The 16,888-nt window shown below is 66.1% G+C and carries 11 protein-coding genes and 1 pseudogene; 8 read left to right on the top strand and 4 right to left on the bottom strand.

Annotation, left to right across the window (positions count from 1 at the left end):
• The 4 genes and pseudogenes from ACWEO2_RS11455 to ACWEO2_RS11440 all read left to right on the top strand — a co-directional run.
• Nucleotides 1-1,417, top strand: a pseudogene (locus ACWEO2_RS11455) (hypothetical protein); the annotation flags it as partial.
• A 326-nt stretch (nt 1,418-1,743) separates the two neighbouring features.
• Nucleotides 1,744-2,958 carry an acetyl-CoA C-acetyltransferase gene (locus tag ACWEO2_RS11450; protein ID WP_452405212.1) on the top strand — a complete coding sequence of 405 codons (1,215 nt, stop codon included), beginning with the start codon at nt 1,744-1,746 and terminating at the stop codon, nt 2,956-2,958.
• A gap of 39 nt (nt 2,959-2,997) precedes the next feature.
• Nucleotides 2,998-5,148 (top strand): 3-hydroxyacyl-CoA dehydrogenase NAD-binding domain-containing protein, encoded by a 2,151-nt coding sequence (locus tag ACWEO2_RS11445; RefSeq protein ID WP_452405211.1) that lies wholly within the window; start codon nt 2,998-3,000, stop codon nt 5,146-5,148.
• Nucleotides 5,149-5,308: 160 nt separating this feature from the next.
• Nucleotides 5,309-6,418 carry an esterase-like activity of phytase family protein gene (locus ACWEO2_RS11440; RefSeq protein ID WP_452405210.1) on the top strand — a complete coding sequence of 370 codons (1,110 nt, stop codon included), beginning with the start codon at nt 5,309-5,311 and terminating at the stop codon, nt 6,416-6,418.
• Between the two features lie 26 nt (nt 6,419-6,444).
• Here ACWEO2_RS11440 and ACWEO2_RS11435 read toward each other — a convergent pair whose 3' ends face one another.
• Nucleotides 6,445-6,897, bottom strand: a complete 453-nt coding sequence (locus ACWEO2_RS11435; RefSeq protein WP_452405209.1) for a MarR family winged helix-turn-helix transcriptional regulator — start codon at nt 6,895-6,897, stop codon at nt 6,445-6,447.
• A gap of 92 nt (nt 6,898-6,989) precedes the next feature.
• On the opposite strand from ACWEO2_RS11435, the gene ACWEO2_RS11430 reads away from it, so the two are divergent.
• From ACWEO2_RS11430 to ACWEO2_RS11420, 3 genes are all read left to right on the top strand, one after another.
• Complete coding sequence (locus tag ACWEO2_RS11430) at nt 6,990-7,451, top strand: SgcJ/EcaC family oxidoreductase (protein ID WP_452405208.1); 462 nt, start codon at nt 6,990-6,992, stop codon at nt 7,449-7,451.
• A 34-nt stretch (nt 7,452-7,485) separates the two neighbouring features.
• Complete coding sequence (locus tag ACWEO2_RS11425) at nt 7,486-8,103, top strand: SgcJ/EcaC family oxidoreductase (RefSeq protein WP_452405207.1); 618 nt, start codon at nt 7,486-7,488, stop codon at nt 8,101-8,103.
• A gap of 186 nt (nt 8,104-8,289) precedes the next feature.
• On the top strand, nt 8,290-11,871 hold the full coding sequence (locus ACWEO2_RS11420) for a protein kinase domain-containing protein (protein ID WP_452405206.1): 3,582 nt from the start codon (nt 8,290-8,292) through the stop codon (nt 11,869-11,871).
• A 23-nt stretch (nt 11,872-11,894) separates the two neighbouring features.
• Here ACWEO2_RS11420 and ACWEO2_RS11415 read toward each other — a convergent pair whose 3' ends face one another.
• Complete coding sequence (locus ACWEO2_RS11415) at nt 11,895-13,211, bottom strand: class I SAM-dependent methyltransferase (RefSeq protein ID WP_452405205.1); 1,317 nt, start codon at nt 13,209-13,211, stop codon at nt 11,895-11,897.
• Nucleotides 13,208-14,644, bottom strand: a complete 1,437-nt coding sequence (locus ACWEO2_RS11410) for an FAD-binding oxidoreductase (RefSeq protein WP_452405204.1) — start codon at nt 14,642-14,644, stop codon at nt 13,208-13,210. Before ACWEO2_RS11410 ends, ACWEO2_RS11415 begins: the two co-directional genes overlap by 4 nt.
• Before the next feature lie 418 nt (nt 14,645-15,062).
• Between ACWEO2_RS11410 and ACWEO2_RS11405 the strand changes: the two genes are divergently transcribed.
• Nucleotides 15,063-15,497, top strand: a complete 435-nt coding sequence (locus ACWEO2_RS11405; protein ID WP_452405203.1) for an SRPBCC family protein — start codon at nt 15,063-15,065, stop codon at nt 15,495-15,497.
• Between the two features lie 45 nt (nt 15,498-15,542).
• Here the strand turns inward: ACWEO2_RS11405 and ACWEO2_RS11400 are convergent, their stop codons facing one another.
• Nucleotides 15,543-16,820: a cytochrome P450 gene (locus tag ACWEO2_RS11400; protein WP_452405425.1), complete on the bottom strand. Its 1,278-nt coding sequence runs from the start codon at nt 16,818-16,820 to the stop codon at nt 15,543-15,545.
• Nucleotides 16,821-16,888 lie beyond the last annotated feature (68 nt).

Genomic DNA, 16,888 nt, shown 5'->3' with positions numbered 1-16,888 from the left:
GGCTGCTGCTCCGGGGCCGAGTCTGCCCGCGGAGCGCGCCGCGGCCGCTGAACGGCATTCGGCCGCCGGGCTCGGTGCCGCGTCGGATGAGGTCGTCGGTGCGGACGCTGCCGTCGTGACGCAGCCTGTTGCGGAGGCTGCTGGGCAAGCTGTCGGCGAAGAACAGAGCGCCGCTGCTGGACGGCAGTCGGACCGCGAGCATGGCGACGCGGGGCCGGAGTTCGCCTTTGTGCCGGTCGATACGGCTGGACCGGAGGTGGCCGCGCCGCCGCTGGCGGCCGAGTCCGGAGACCGCGTCGTCGCCGATCCGACCGGGGGCGAGTCTGCTGGTGCGGCGGGTTCGTCGGCCGGTGCCGGACTGCTGGAATCCGAAGGGGCGCAGGCGGTTTCCGAGACAACCGCACCCGCAGGGCGCGACTATGCAGGGGCCACCGGTGCTGGCGCGGCGTCGTTGTCGGCTCAACGGTCCGACCAGGCTGACGCAGAACGGGTGGCGTCCGCGACCGGGGCATCGACGCAAGCGAGCGCGCCGACGACCGGTGCAGGTGCGGGTGGTGCTGCCGTGCCGCAAGGTGCTGCCCCACAGGGTGTCGCGGCGCAGCATGGGGGCGCGGCGGACCGGGGTGGTGCTGCGGACCGGGGTGGTGCTGCGGACCGGGGTGGTGCGGCGGACCAGGGTGGTGCGAATGCTGTTGGGGAGCAGCAGGGGGACGCGGATCTGTTGCGGGCAGTGGAGGGGGCCTGGGCGGATATTCGGGCGAAGGTTCGGGAGTTCGGGCCTACCGTGCAGGCGTTGTTGTCGGGGGCCTCGGTGGCGCGGATCGAGGGGGATGCGATCGTTTTCGCGCATCAGCACGCACCATTGGCGCAGCGGCTGTCGGATCCGCGGAATGTGGAGGCGGTGCGGTCGGCGGTGCGGGCCGTGCTCGGCAGTGATCATCCGGTGCGCTGGGAGGCCGGTGGCGCCGCGCCGCGGCCCGCCGCACCGCAGAAGACGGGCCGGGGGCGTGGCCAGACCGGGCAGCCGGCCGGGAGTGTGCCGGGACGTGAATCCGGCAACGCGACCACCCGCGGTTCGGATGCGCCCGCGCCGCCGCGATTCTCGCGACCGAGTCAGGCCAGGGCCGCCGATACCGCGACCGGCGGTGGGCAGCGACCCGCGCCGGGCGGCGAAGCCCGGCAGTTCCGCGGCGACGACGATATTCCGCCGCCCGACTACCCCGATCTACCGGATGACCCGGGTCCGATGGACTACCCGCCGATCGACGGTGTCCCGCCGCCCTCCACGCCGGAGGAGGAGCAGGAGATGTTGGCCGAATCGCAGACCCCGGTGGCGCCGGGGGATCGGCGCGACCCGGATGAGGTCGCCTTGGAGTTGCTCAAAAGTGAGCTGGGTGCCACACGACTCGATGGTTGACAACCGGCGTTCACAAGACGTTAAGTTAACCGGAGTTCGCACACAACGGTAGTATGAACGGGTGGCCGCGAACTGCGGTATCGCGACGTTCTATCGTATGCCCAGGGCTACTGGGCGGTAGGACTCGCGATTACCGCTGCTTGTCGGCTTTTGTACAGCGTTAGGACGACCGGGTTCCGGCCCGGTCGGCGAGGTCCCCCGCGGCCACGCCGCAAACGTGGTGTCGCTGCACAACGCGCTCGAACGGATGACGTTCGGACGCTGCATAGAGCGTGGATGGACGCATGTTCGCCCCCGCCGCACCCCAAGGAAGGAAATACTCCGATATGACCACAGAGGCCTACATTTACGAGGCCATCCGCACTCCACGTGGCCGCGGCAAGAAGACCGGTTCGCTGCACTCGGTGAAGCCGATTGATCTGACGGTTGGTCTGATCCAGGAGCTGCGCGTTCGCTTCCCCAACCTCGACGAGGACCGGATCTCCGACATCATCCTCGGCGTCGTGACCCCGGTCGGCGACCAGGGCATGGATATCGCCCGCACCGCGGTCACCGTGGCCGGTCTGCCGGATACCGTCGGCGGCTTCCAGATCAACCGCTTCTGCGCCTCCGGCCTCGAGGCCGTGAACCTGGCCGCGCAGAAGGTCCGCTCGGGCTTCGACGACCTGGTCATCGCCGGTGGCGTCGAGTCCATGTCCCGGGTGCCGATGGGCTCCGACGGCGGCGCCTGGGCGTTGGACCCGGCCACCAACTATGACACCTACTTTGTGCCGCAGGGTGTTTCGGCCGACCTCATTGCCACCATCGAGGGCTTCAGCCGCGACGACGTCGACGCCTACGCGGTGCGTTCGCAGGACCTCGCTGACAAGGCGTGGACCGGCGGCTACTTCACCAAGTCCGTGGTTCCGGTCAAGGACCAGAACGGCATCATCGTGCTCGACAACGACGAGCACCGCCGCGCCGGCACCACCGCCGAGGACCTGGCCAAGCTGAACCCGTCGTTCGCCGTGGTCGGTGAGATGGGCGGCTTCGACGCGGTCGCGCTGCAGAAGTACTACTTCGTCGAGAAGATCAACCACGTCCACCACGGCGGCAACAGCTCGGGCATCGTCGACGGTGCCGCGCTGGTGCTGGTCGGTTCGGAAGAGGCGGGCAAGGCCTCGGGCCTGACCCCGCGTGCCCGCATCGTCGCCACCGCCACCAGCGGCGCCGACTCCACCATCATGCTCACCGGCCCGACCCCGGCCGCGCACAAGGCGCTGGCCAAGGCCGGTCTGTCGGTCGATGACATCGACCTGTTCGAGATCAACGAGGCCTTCGCCTCGGTGGTGCTGAAGTTCCAGAAGGATCTGCAGATCCCGGACGAGAAGCTGAACGTCAACGGCGGCGCCATCGCGATGGGCCACCCGCTCGGTGCCACCGGCGCGATGATCACCGGCACCATGGTCGACGAGCTGGAGCGCCGCAACGGCCGCTACGCGCTGATCACCCTCTGCATCGGCGGCGGCATGGGCGTTGCCACCATCATCGAGCGCGTCTAACCCCAACCGACAGCTGAGAATTCAAGGAGACACAGAGCTGTGAGCGAGACCAACATGATCGGTTGGGAGCAGGATTCGGACGGCATCGTCGTTTTGACGATGGACGACCCGAACCAGGGCGCCAACACGATGAACGAGCTGTACAAGAAGTCCATGACCGCGACCGTGGACCGGCTTGAGGCCGAGAAGGACAACATCACCGGTGTGGTGCTGACCTCGGCCAAGAAGACCTTCTTCGCGGGTGGCGACCTGAAGAACATGATGAAGGTCGGCCCGGAAGACGGCCAGGCCCTCATGGAAGAGCTGGGCACCATCAAGTCGGCGCTGCGTCGGCTGGAGACCCTCGGCAAGCCGGTCGTTTCCGCCATCAACGGCGCGGCCCTCGGCGGCGGCCTGGAGATCACCCTGGCCACCCACTACCGCATCGCGGCCGACGTGCCGGGCGTGCAGCTCGGTCTGCCCGAGGTGAGCCTGGGCCTGCTGCCCGCCGGTGGCGGTGTCACCCGCACCGTGCGCATGCTCGGTCTGCAGGGCGCGCTCATGCAGGTTCTGCTGCAGGGCAATAAGTACCGCCCGGGCAAGGCCAAGGAGATCGGCCTGATCAACGAGGTCGTCGGCTCGATCGAGGAGCTGGTGCCCGCCGCCAAGGCGTGGATCAAGGCCAACCCCGAGGGCGGCGTGCAGCCGTGGGACAAGAAGGGCTTCAAGATCCCGGGCGGCACGCCGTCTACGCCCGCATTTGCAGCCAACCTCCCGGCCTTCCCGGCCAACCTGCGCAAGCAGCTCAAGGGCACCAACATGCCCGCACCGCGCGCCATTATGGCGGCCGCGGTCGAGGGTGCGCAGGTCGATATCGACAACGCGTCGCTGATCGAATCGCGCTACTTCGTCTCGCTGCTGACCGGCCCGGTCGCGAAGAACATGATCCAGGCGTTCTTCTTCGACCTGCAGTCGATCAACAACGGTGGTTCGCGGCCCAAGGATGTCCCGAAGAAGGAGATCCGCAAGGTCGGCGTGCTCGGCGCGGGCATGATGGGCGCGGGTATCGCCTACGTCTCGGCCAAGGCGGGCTACGAGGTCGTGCTCAAGGACGTCACCATCGAGGCGGCCGAGCGCGGCAAGAACTACTCCGAGAAGATCGAGGCCAAGGCGCTGTCCCGCGGTAAGACCACCGAGGACAAGTCCAAGGCGCTGCTGGACCGGATCAAGCCGACCGCGGACGCGGCCGACTTCGCCGGTGTCGACTTCGTCATCGAGGCCGTCTTCGAGAACACCGAGCTCAAGCACAAGGTGTTCCAGGAGATCGAGGACATCGTCACCCCGGACGCGCTGCTCGGCTCGAACACCTCCACCCTGCCGATCACCGGTCTCGCGACCGGTGTGAAGCGCCAGGAGGACTTCATCGGCATCCACTTCTTCTCGCCGGTCGACAAGATGCCGCTGGTGGAGATCATCAAGGGTGAGAAGACCTCGGACGAGGCGCTGGCCCGGGTGTTCGACTACACCCTCGCGATCAAGAAGACCCCGATCGTCGTCAACGACAGCCGCGGCTTCTTCACCTCGCGGGTGATCGGCACCTTCGTCAACGAGGCGATCGCCATGCTCAACGAGGGCATCGAGCCCGCGACCATCGAGCAGGCGGGTCTGCAGGCGGGCTACCCGGCCGCGCCGCTGCAGCTGTCGGACGAGCTGAACCTGACGCTGATGCAGAAGATCGCCAAGGAGACCCTCGAGGCCGCGCAGCAGGGCGACGCCACCATGGGCGTCAAGCGCCACCCGGCGCAGGATGTCATCAACTACCTGGTCGAGCAGGGTCGCCCGGGTCGCCTGGGCAAGGCCGGTTTCTACGAGTACGACGAGGATGGCAAGCGCCTCGGCCTGTGGGCGGGTCTGCGCGAGCACTTCAAGACGACCGCCGGTTTCGGTGTGCCGCTGCAGGATCTGATCGACCGCATGCTGTTCATCGAGGCGATCGAGACCCAGAAGTGCTTCGACGAGGGTGTGCTGATCACCACCGCCGACGCCAATATCGGCTCGATCTTCGGCATCGGCTTCCCGGCCTGGACCGGTGGTGTGCACCAGTTCATCGTCGGTTACCCGGGTGGCCAGGCGGCCTTCGTCGAGCGCGCCGACTACCTCGCCAAGACCTACGGCGAGCGCTTCGAGGTTCCGGCCTCGCTGCGCAAGTAGTCTCGCGGTACTTCGCAACGTGCCGTAGCGACTGCTTGCAGGTCGCTCGAAAAGGTCAGCCCGCCACCGCTTTTCGCGGTGGCGGGCTTTCGCCGTTTCGAGCGTCGATTTCGGGTGCCGTTAACCCGCGTGATCGACCTGGCCGATACCGTTGCCGATTGTGGTCAGACGTAGCCGATCCCTGCTCGTAGCGACTGTCGCGGTCGCGGGTGCCCTCGCCCCGGTCGCCACCGCCGCGCCCCGGCCGGTCGCGGGCGATGCCGCCCCGGTACGCCTGCTCGGCGAGCAGATCATTCCGTTCGACGCCGACTTCCGAGGCACCACGGTCGGTGGCCTGTCCGGCATCGACTTCCAGCCGGGTACCGGCGAATACGTGCTGATCAGTGATGACAGGTCGGAGCGGGATCCGGCGCGGTTCTACACCGCGCGATTCGGTGTGGACGACCGCGGCGTTGGTCCGGTGACGTTCACCGGTACCCACCCGCTGCGCACCTCGGGCGGCTCCCTGTACGCACCGAAGTCCTTGGATCCCGAGGAGATTCGCGTCGACCCGTGGACCGGTGACTACTTCTGGACTCAGGAAGGTGAGCGCACCGATACCGTGCTGGCCGACCCGTCGGTGCGAATCACCCACCCGGACGGCACCTTCGTCGCCGAACTCCCGATCCCGGAGAACGAGCGGATGCGCCCGAGCACCGGCCCGCGCCAGAATCTCGCCCTGGAAGGCGCGACCTTCGCGGCGGGCGGCACTCTGTTCGTAACGTCCGTGGAGGGCCCGCTGCTACAGGACGGTCCCGTCGCCACGGTGAAAGCCGCTGCCACCTCGCGGATTACGGTTCAGGCCCGCTTCGGTCCGCTGCTGGCTCAGTACGCCTACCCGATGGAGCCGGTCTTCGCGCAGTCGCAGCCCGATTCGGGCCAGGGAATGAACGGCATTGCGTCGATTCTTGCCGCCGACCCGCTCGATCCCACGAAATTCCTGGTCCTGGAACGCTCTTTCGTGGTCGGTATCGGCAATAAGATCCGCATCTACGAGGCCGATACCAATGGCGCGACCAATGTCCTTGATGCGCCGCTCGACAATGCCCGTCCGGTCGCCAAGCGTCTGTTGGTCGACCTCGCCGATCTCGGCCTGGATCCGATCGACAACATCGAGGGCATGACCTGGGGGCCTCGCCTGCCATCGGGTGCGCGAACCTTGATCCTGGTCAGCGACAACAACTTCTCCGACCAGCAGGTCACCCAGATCGTTGCGCTGGCCCTCCGCTAGGAGCGCTATCGAATCTGCGGTAGCGCTCAGCTGGGGCGCAGATCCTCGGCGGCCTGGTAGTACGCATCGGCGGCGCGGGTGAAGTAGTCGAACAGCACCTCGCGCTGTTCGGCGGAATAGCCGCCGATGATTTCGCCGATGCGGCGGCGCGCGGGGGCCAGGATCTCGTCGAGATCGGCTGGCTTGTCGATCAATTCGACAATGACCTTCCGACGGTCGCCGGGGACGGGGACGCGGCGCACATAGCCCGCGTCCTCCAGGCGATCGATGAGACGGGTGGTCGGGCCGGTGGTCAGTCCGCTGCGGGCGCCGAGTTCGCCGGGGGTCATGGCGCCGTTGAGTTCCAGGATGTTGAGCGCGTAGAGGTCTGTCGCGCCCAGGTCGACGGCTCGGGCGCCCGCCTGTCCGTGCAGCATGACCGCGCTCAGATAGCGGCGGTAGACCTCGCTCGCGTTGGGGCGCATCGGCGGTGTTGACACGGATACCTCCATCTTCTAATCTCTTCTTCAACGAAGAGGCTTCTTCAACGAAGAAAGCTCTTATAAGAAGAAATCTAACATGGAGGACCATCATGCGCGGCACCGACACCAATGCGGACACCCAGGCCATCCAGGACGTGCTCACGGAATTGATCGAGGCGTGGGGGCGCGGTGACGCCGACGCCTACGGCGCGGTCTTCACCGAAGACGCCACCTACACAAGCTTTCTCGGCACGCTCTACCGCGGTCGCGCCGATATCGCCGCCTCGCACCATGCCCTGTTCGGCAGCGTCCTGAAGGGCACCCGGCTGGCCGACGACATCGTCGACATCCGCTTCTACGGACCGGACACCGCCGTGGTCAACAGTCACGGCGACACCTACAAGGGCAAGCCCAAGCGCACCGATCAGCTCACCAAGACCCAGACCTACACCCTGGTCCGTCGCGAGGGCCGCTGGCTGATCGCCGCCTTCCAGAACACCAAGCGCAACAAGCTCATGGAGCGCATCACCTACCTGTCCACCCCTGCCGCCCGCCCGTCCGCCGAACGCTGAACTCCCCCTGCCGTTTTCGCCAGATGGACCTGCCATGAACGCCCCAGAGCGCAAGCCGCGCAACCGCCGCCGCATCGTTTTCCGCATCCTCGCCGCCTCCGCCATCACCCTCGGCGTCGCCGCGGGCGGCGGTTACCTCTGGCTGGACCAGACCTCCGATGTGCACAACCTCGGCACCACCGCCTGCAGCACCGTCCCGACGGCAGCGCCGCAGTCGGCCAAGGAAATCTGCGATCTGCTCGACGAACTCACCAGCGCCTGGGGCCGCGGCGATGCCGATGCCTACGGTGCCCTGTTCACCGAGGACGCCACCTACACCAGCTTCGTCGGCACCTACTACCAGGGCCGCACCGACATCATCGAGGGGCACCGCGCCCTGTTCGCGGGATTCAAGAAGGGCACCGAGCTCACCGACTCGATCCTCGGCATCCGCTTCTACGGCACCGATACCGCCGTCGTCACCAGTCGCGGCGACACCTACCAAGACGATCAGACGCAGCCAGCGGATATGTCGAAAACGCAGACCTACACCATCGTCTGCCAAGGCGGTCGCTGGTTGATCGCCGCCTTCCAGAACACCCAGCGCAAGAACGTCATGGAGCGGATCTCATTTCTTTACGATCCGGCGACGCGGCCCGCCGCCGAGCGCTGAGCGGTTGGCACCCGCCACGTGGTCGGAACCAGGCTGTTTCGAAAGCCACGCACTCCGGTTGATACCGCGCTACGTTGGAGTGTGCGCAGGCATATCGGGCATCGCGGGATCGTTTCGCGATGTCCGATGTCGGTGTGTTTGTTGATGGCCGGTGACGCCGATTCGATATGAATTCGAGGTGGTCACGTGAATCCACAGATGCGTTCGGGCAAGGCAAGCCCCGAATCGACTCCGGCCGAATCGGACACTCAGCGAAATGCGCCCATCGAGATGGTCGACGAGCTGGAGGCGATGGGCCTGTCGAGTGCCGTCGAGATCGGCCGGGGCGGGTTCGGGGTGGTGTACCGCTGTGTCCAGTACGCACTGAACCGGGTGGTCGCGGTGAAGGTGCTGTCCGAGGAGATCGACGCCCAGAGCCGCGAACGATTCCTGCGCGAAGAACAGGCGATGGGACGGGTGTCCGGGCATCCGAATATCGTCGACATTCTCCAGGTCGATGTCACGCCGACCGGTCAGCCGTTCATTGTCATGCCCTACTGCACCCGCGGATCGCTGGAACAGCTCATTCGCGAACAGGGGCCGCTCACCTGGGCGGATTCCCTGCGTGCCGGGGTGAAGCTGGCCGGTGCCATCGAGAGCGCACATCGTGCCGGGATCCTGCACCGCGACGTCAAACCGGCGAATGTGCTGCTCAGCGCCTACGGTGAACCACAGCTGACCGATTTCGGCATTGCCAGGATCCCGGGTGGTTTCCGCACCTCGAGCCGGTTGATCACCGGCTCACCCGCCTTCACCGCCCCCGAGGTGCTCAAGGGTGCTGAGCCGACGGTCCGTTCCGATGTGTACGGGCTCGGGTCGACGCTGTTCGCATTGCTGACCGGACATGCCGCCTTCGAGCGGCAGTCGGGGGAGAAGGTGATCGCGCAATTCCTGCGGATCACCACCCAGCCGGTGCCGGATCTGCACGGTCACGACATCCCCGACGATGTCGTCGACGCCATTCAGTACGCGATGAACACCGACGCGAGTGAGCGGCCCGCCTCGGCATTCGAATTCGGTGAGCAGCTGCGCGCGGTGCAGAGTGCGCACGACCAGATGCCCGATGAGATGGCGCTATTGGATACCACGGTGGTTCTGGGTGAGCCGGATCATGCGGACGTGGCCGAATCCACCTCGACGCGACCCGCGGTCACCGCACGCCGCAGTTGGCCATTGACATTGCGTCCCGCGGTATCTCAGCATCCGGACAATTCGAGCTCGGCCGTGCCGACACTGCCGCCGACGGCGACGACGAAATTCCGCCCGCCGACCCCGGCCCGCGACCCGGTGCCGCGCCCGCGCCTGCTGGATACGCTGCGCGCCGGTGGCCGTCGCAGGCTCGCGGTGATCCACGCACCGGCCGGATTCGGCAAGAGCACATTGGCCGCGCAATGGCGCAGCGAACTCTCCGATGGCGGGGTCGCGGTGGCCTGGCTCGGCGTGGATCAGGACGACGATAACGAGATCTGGTTTCTGGCCCACCTCATCCAGGCGATCCGCCGGGTCCGCCCGGATATCGGCGAGGGTTTGGACCAGGTGCTCGAGGAACGGCCCGCCGATGCGGTCGCCTTCGTCATCTCCACCCTGATCGATGAGATCCATGCCAGCGGCTCCACCGTTGTGGTGATCGTGGACGACTGGCATCGGGTCGGCGATGCCGGCGTGCATCGGGCGATGGATACCTTGCTGGACAATGGATGTCACCATCTGCGCTTCGTGGTGACCAGCCGCGAGCAGTCCGGCCTGCCGACCAGCCGGATGCGAGTGCACGACGAACTGGTCGAAATCGGCTCATCGGCGCTGCGCCTGACCACGGCGGAGACCGAGGATATTCTGGTGCGGCGCAATGGTTTCGCACTCACCGACAACCAGGTGGAGCAGATCCACGCGGCCACCGACGGCTGGCCCGCCGCCATTCAGCTGGTGAGTCTGTCATTGCGCGGCAATATCGATCCGGATCGGTTGATCGCCAATCTCGCCGAGGGCAGTCACGGCATTCGCGAGTATTTGGCCGAGAATGTGCTGAACACCCTCGAACCCAGGATGCTCGACTTCCTGACCTCGATCTCGATCACCGAGCGCGTCAGCGGTTCGCTGGCCTCGGCGCTGTCGGAGGATCCGGACGGTGAACAGCTGCTGGAGCAGGCCGAACAGCGAGAGTTGTTCGTGCGGCGCATTGCCCACGATCCCGAGTGGTTCCGAATGCAGCCGCTGTTCGCCGAACATCTGCGGGCGCGGTTGGAGCGTTCCGATCCGGCCGAGCTGCGGGCACTGCACCGCAAGGCATCCCGCTGGTACGCCGAACACCAGCTATTGCGCAAGTCGGTCGATCACGCACTGGCGGCGACGGATCTGAAGATGGCCCTCGACCTGCTCGAGAGCGGCGGCATGGACCTCATCGACAAGTCCCGGCTCGCGACGCTGCTTGGCACGGTATCGAAACTGCCGGTGCAGCAGGTGGCTTCGCGATCCAAACTGCTGATGGCAGTCGCCAGGGCGAATGTGAATCTGCAGCAGTCCAGTGCGGCCCGGACCGCTTTGAGCCGATTATCCAATGTGCTGGCGCGCGGGTCCGCCAGCGATGACGATGTGGTCCGGCAGCGCTGTGAGGCGGCGGTGCTCGCGGCCTCGGACCAGATCGCACGCGACCACACCGAGGGTGTACTGGACCGGGTGGCCGACTGTCTGGAAAACCCCGACGAACTGCCCGCGTGGACCGTATCGACCGCGGCGAATCTGATCTCGTTCGTGCGACTGTGCGAATTCGATTTCGACGGCGCCCGCGAAATCCAGGAGTGGGCCGCCCCGTATCACGCCCGATCCAAGGATCCGCTCGGCGCGGTATTCGGCCTGTGCGGACAGGGTGCCGCGGCCTATGAACAACTCGATATCGCCACCGCCACAGCCTGTTTCCAACAGGCATGGGAGACCGCGCGGGAGCGGTCGGGGCCGCGCTCACATGCGGTGCGGGTGGCTGCCGCGCTGGTTGGTGAGATGAATTACCGCCGAGGCGAACTCGATACCGCCGATCGGCTGCTCGACGACAGCCACGAATTGGTCACCCGGGTCGGTCCGGTCGACTTCCTGATCTCCACCTTCGTGATCGGCGCCCGGGTCAAGGCCGCGCTCGGCGATCTCTACACGGCCACCGCGCGTCTCGACGAGGGCGATCGAATCGCCACCGATAACCGGCTGACTCGGCTCGCCGCGCATATTCGCGCCGAGCGGCTGCGCCTCGGCCTGCTGACCGATACCGCGGCCCGGCGGGCTGCCGACGCCGCGTCCGGATACGAATCGGATATCTCCGGAACCATTCACCAGGCACATCGGATGACGGGTGCGGCGGCGCTGGCGGCGGAGGCGGAGGAGATCGCCGCCATCCGGGCGCTGCTGGCCGAACGTCAGCTGCGTTCGGATGATCGTGCGGTGCGCCGGGCCCGCGCACTGCACGGCCGGATGGTCGAACAGCAGCGTCCCCGTGCGGAATTGGATACCGCACTGCTGTTGGCCGAATGTCTGGCCGCCTCCGGCTGGGTCGGCGAGGCCACCGGACTGCTGCTGCCCGCCGCGGCCACCTGTGCCGAACACGGCTGGACCATGCCGCTTTTGGATGCGGGCCCCGGTGTGCTGTCCATCCTGGGGGTGCTGCGCACCGAAATGCGTGGCACACCGGGACAAACCGGAGATACCGCACTGCCCGCCCTATTCCTGGATGAACTCCTCGGCTAGGACGGGCAGTCTCGGGGTAATGGTTACGGCTGCCACCACGGCCGCAGCGGCAGACCGGATTCGCCGTTCGGGTCGAGTTTGACGCCGAGTACCTGGTGCAGCTGAACCACATTGCGCTGGAAGCCGAGTCGGCAACCGGCCATGTACAGGCCCCACACCTTCGCGGTGCCCTCGCCGACCTCCGCGACGCAGGCATCCCAGTTGGCGACCAGATTCTTACACCATTCGTGCAGGGTGAGTGCGTAGTGCTCGCGCAGATTCTCCTCGTGCGTCACCTCGAGGCCGACATTCTGGATCTCGGAGATGATCCGGCCCGAGCCGATCAGTTCGCCGTCCGGGAAGACGTAGCGATCGATGAAGTCACCGGCCTTGGTGGTCCGGGTGTTGTCCGGCCTGGTGATGGAGTGGTTCAGGAACAGGCCACCCTCGCGCAGCTTGCTCTTGATGTAGTCGAAGTAGAACGGGTAGTTGTGCACACCGATGTGTTCGGTCAACCCGATCGAGGAGACGGCGTCGAAGCCGGCCTCCGGAATATCGCGGTAATCGGAGTGCCGCACCTCGGCCAGCTCCGACAGTCCCTGTTCGGCGATCCGCTGCTGCGCCCACTCCGCCTGTTCCGCGGATAGTGTCGCGCCGATGACCTTGACGCCGCGCTTGGCCGCATAGCGCACCATGCCGCCCCAGCCGCAGCCGATATCGAGCAGGCGGTCGCCCTCCTTCAGCCGCAGCTTGTCGAAGACCAGGCGGTACTTGTTCTCCTGGGCCTGCTCCAGCGTCCAGTTCTCGTCCTGATAGACCGCGCAGGTGTAGGTCATCGAGGGGCCGAGGACGTATTCGTAGAAGGTGTTCGAGACGTCGTAGTGGTGGTGGATGGCCTCGGCGTCGCGAGTCTTGGAGTGCCGCAGGCCTTCCAGTGCGATCCGGCGCCACCGCGGCAGCGTCTCCTGCGGGGGCGGTGCGATCGGTTTGAGCCGCTCCCATCCGAGCGAGCGGGCGATGGTGACCAGCGCCAGCGCCGAAGGACGACGGAACTTCAAGCCGTCCATCGCCTTCAGAATGTTGTACGGATCGCCGGGGTGGACGCCGGTGGCGGTCAGATCACCGGATATGTACGCGCGGGCCATGCCGAGGTCACCGGGCGCGGTCGCCAGGTAGTTGATGCCGCGCGGGGTCTTGATCTCCAGGCTGTATTCCGAATCCTCCGGTCCGGTCGTGCTGCCGTCGTAGGCGGTCAGCCGGATCGGGACATCGCCGTCGATCAGGGTCTCGAAGATCTCGGCAATGCTGAGTTTTGTCCCGAGGTCCGCGAAGACATCGGAACGGTCCTTGAATGTAGTCATTTGCGTTGCACCGCCTTCGAATACAAATCCAGCAATCGCTGGTCCGGGTCGTAGCGCTTCTTCAATTCGGTGTAGGTTTCGCCGCCGTACAGGGCCGCGAATTCATCTTCGCCGTAATAGGAATCCGAGTACAGGGATTTGTGACCGTCGAATTCGGACACCGTCCGCTCGATGGCGCGGTTGGCCGTGCCCTCCTGCTGACCGACGACGGTCGGGACCGCGGACCAGAATCCGACATTGACGTAGGTCCGGTTGGGCGCCAATGGATACAGCGGCCACGGGCGGGCATCGCTCGCCGCCGTTGTTTCCCGCAGCCGCAGTGGGCACAGCCAGATCGGTTCGATCGGAATTTCGCGCAGGAACCATTCGACGAAGTCCGCGGTCCGCTCGACCGGCACCTCGATGTCCTGCACCACCCGCTCGCGCGGCAGGTTGCCCTGGCGGGCCTCCAGCTTGTCGCCGATGTGGTACTTGTGATCCAGCGCGATGAGCTTCCAGTAGAAACTGCTGCGGCGGTAGCGCTTCGGCCAGAACCGGCGGATCTTCGGATTCTGCGTGCCGAAGGCGCGCGAGCACCAGAACCAGTCGGTGTCCCAGCGCCACAGGTAGTCGTGGATGGTCAGCCGGTCACGCTTGGGTTGTGCGGAGTCGTGCTGGATGGACCGGTAGTAGATGTCCATATCGGTGTAGTCGCTGACCGGACCGGGCTCGTCGGTCTGGCGGCCCAGCGTCAGGTAGCTCTCGTCGGCGGTGAAGACCACGCCGTCGAGGTAGTCGACGGGTTCACCGTCGTAGGTCTTCTCGGTGACGATCTGGGCCAGGGTGGATTCGAGTTCGCGCAGATCATGGAAGCGGATGTGGCGCAGCGCCACATAGGGCCGCACGGCCTCCAGTTCGATCTTCAGGCGGACCGAGTAACCGAGGGTGCCGTAGGAGTTCGGGAAGCCGCGGAACAGGTCGGCGTGCTCGCCATCCGGTGTCGCGGTGATGATCTCGCCCGCGCCGGTCAGCACGTCCATCTCCAGTACCGACTCGTGCGGCAGGCCGTTGCGGAACGAGGTGGACTCGATGCCGAGGCCGGTGACCGCGCCGCCGAGGGTGATCGTCTTGAGCTGCGGCACCACCAGCGGGGCCAGTCCGTAGGGCAGGGTGGCGGCGACCAGATCCTCGTAGGTGGTCATCCCGGCCACCTCGGCGGTCTTGGCCTCGGCGTCCACCGCGATGACCTTGGCCAGTCCGGAGACGTCGAGTCCGGGTGCGGTGTTCTTGGCCCTGGCCCGGAACAGATTCGAGGTCTTCTTCGCCAGTCGGACGTTGGCATCGGTGGGTATTGCGCGATAACTGGCCAACAGTCGGTCCACACCCGCCCGATGCGCGGCGAAACCTGATTCGTGTGCGGCCGACGCGGGTCCGGCCTTCCCCAACAGACTCACTGCCACTCCTCGACGCTAGTACGCACCGGTTCGCCGAGCCACTGCCATGACGTAGACGAGGGATAAATGTCACGGATCCGTTGCATCGGGAATATCAAGGACTCGCCGTATCAGTGCAGCGGTGATCCGGGCCGTGTTCGCTGCTCGTCGCGCGGGCTCCGCTCCCGCGTCGAGCAGCCGTTTCGCACGATGTATTGCATGGATCCCCTCCGGCGCAATCTGATCGGAGCCTAACAGTGCGGACCGATCGGCGCGCGGTGATCAACATCGCGCCGCGCGGACCGCCCTCGACGCCACGCAGCGTCACCGACAGGGCAGGATAAGGGGGAAGCCGCGGGAGCGGAGCCGCGGAGCGACCGAACCGTGGGGAGCGAGCCCGCGGAGCGACCAGAAGACGCAGCCGGACAAGGAGCTCATTGTGGGACAGGTCAGCGCCAGCAGTTCGATCACCGTCGCGGCGGATCCGCAGCGCACACTCGAGGCCATCGCGGATTACGAGACGGTGCGTCCGCGCATCCTGTCCTCGCACTACCGCGACTACAAGGTGGTGGAGGGCGGCAAGGGTGCAGGCACCGTCGCCGAGTGGACCCTGCAGGCCACCGAGAAGCGTTCCCGCAATGTGCATGCGGTCGTTTCGGTTTCCGATTCCATCGTGACCGAACGGGATTCGAATTCGACGCTGGTGAGCACCTGGACGGTGACGCCGGACGGTTCGGGTTCGCGGATCACCCTGCGTACCTCGTGGCAGGGCGCGGGCGGTGTCGCCGGCATCTTCGAGGGCATCTTCGCACCGTTGGGGCTGAAGAAGATTCAGGCCGAGGTGCTCGCGAATCTGGCGCGCGAACTCGCCTGAGACAACCGAATAGCCCGGCACCACACGCGTGCCGGGCCTTTTCGATCAGGCGGCATACAGTTTGGCGGGCATCGAGCGGTAGGCGTGCAGGTTCCGCAGGGGATGCGGGATCGGCGGGCCGTCCAGGCGCAGATCCGGGAACCGCTCGAAGAGGGCTCGCAGCGCGACGGTGCCTTCCAATCGGGCCAGCGTCGCTCCCAGGCAGCCGTGCATCCCGCTGCCGAACGAGAGATGGTCCCCGGCGTTGGCCCTGGTGATATCGAATTTTTCGGGATCGGGGAAGACTGCGGGGTCGTAGTTGGCGCCCGCCAACGACAGCAGTATCAGGGCACCGGATTTGACGCGCTGATCGGCGATGTCGACCTCGCAGCTCGCGACCCGGCCCGTCATCCGCACCGGACCGTCGTAGCGCAGGATTTCCTCGACCGCGCGCGGCCAGAGCTCCGGCTGCGCGGCCAGCAGTTCCAGCTGGTCCGGATGACTTGTCAGCAGGGCGATTCCGTTGCCGAGCATATTCACCGTGGTCAAGAACCCGGCGTCCAGCAGTAGCGCCGCATTGGCCATCTGCTCGCGGCGGGTGAGCTCGCCACCTTGCACCAGCATGCTGAGCACGTCGTCGCCCGGTTCGGTGGTGAGCCTGTCGAGGTATTGGTTGAAGTACCGCTCGACCTCGGCCAGGTCTTCGATGGCGTGGCGGTAGGTGGCCCAGCTCAGACCGCGTTCGAGCAGCGGCGCACCACTGTCTCCCCACTTCAGCAGGGTCGCATGCATCTCGGCGGGCAACCCGAGGATCTCGGCGATGATCGCGACGGGCAGCTGTTGGCAGAAGTCGACGATCAGATCCGGCCGCGGCTTCGATTGCAGGTTGTCGAGCAGATCATCGGTCACTTCGACAACCCGTTCCCGCAGTTCGGCGATCGCCTTCGGGGTGAATGCCTGCCCGACCAGGCGACGGTAGCGGGTGTGATCCGGCGGATCGGTCACCAGCATCGAGGGCGGTTCCGTGAGGTTGGGCAGCCCCGGATCCGTCTTGGTCATCACCCATTGGATCGGCTTGGGCAGGGCTCGATGGTTGGGCGTGACCACGCTGAAGCGACGGTCCCGCAGGATGAGTCGGCACAGTTCGTAGTCCGCGGTCACGCGCGCCCCCGATATCGTGGGGATCCGGCCCCGCTGCCGGATCTGCTCGAGGTAGCTCGACGAGCCGAGCAGACGATCCGGACCGACCGCGATCTGCCCGAGGGGATTGCCCCGGCGCGCCGTCAACAGGAGCAAGAACCGTGGCAGGCCATGTAAAAGCAGCCACCGAATCCACACGCGGATCAATACGTTGTCACCTCCCACGCCAGTTTCTTCCCTATGATAGATATTTGCTATGGGGAGCGTCGCTG

It is taken from the genome of Nocardia sp. NPDC004278 (genome assembly GCF_053602975.1).
The sequence above is the reverse complement of the archived record's forward strand: the minus strand, read 5'-3'. Positions and strand labels throughout refer to the sequence as shown.

Bases quoted from the DNA above. Each gene is read 5' to 3' on its own strand.
- ACWEO2_RS11450 (WP_452405212.1), top strand. From the start codon at position 1,744: ATGACCACAGAGGCCTACATTTACGAGGCCATCCGCACTCCACGTGGC.
- ACWEO2_RS11430 (WP_452405208.1), top strand. From the start codon at position 6,990: ATGCGCGGCACCGACACCAATGCGGACACCCAGGCCATCCAGGACGTG.
- ACWEO2_RS11425 (WP_452405207.1), top strand. From the start codon at position 7,486: ATGAACGCCCCAGAGCGCAAGCCGCGCAACCGCCGCCGCATCGTTTTC.
- ACWEO2_RS11415 (WP_452405205.1), bottom strand. From the start codon at position 13,211: ATGACTACATTCAAGGACCGTTCCGATGTCTTCGCGGACCTCGGGACA.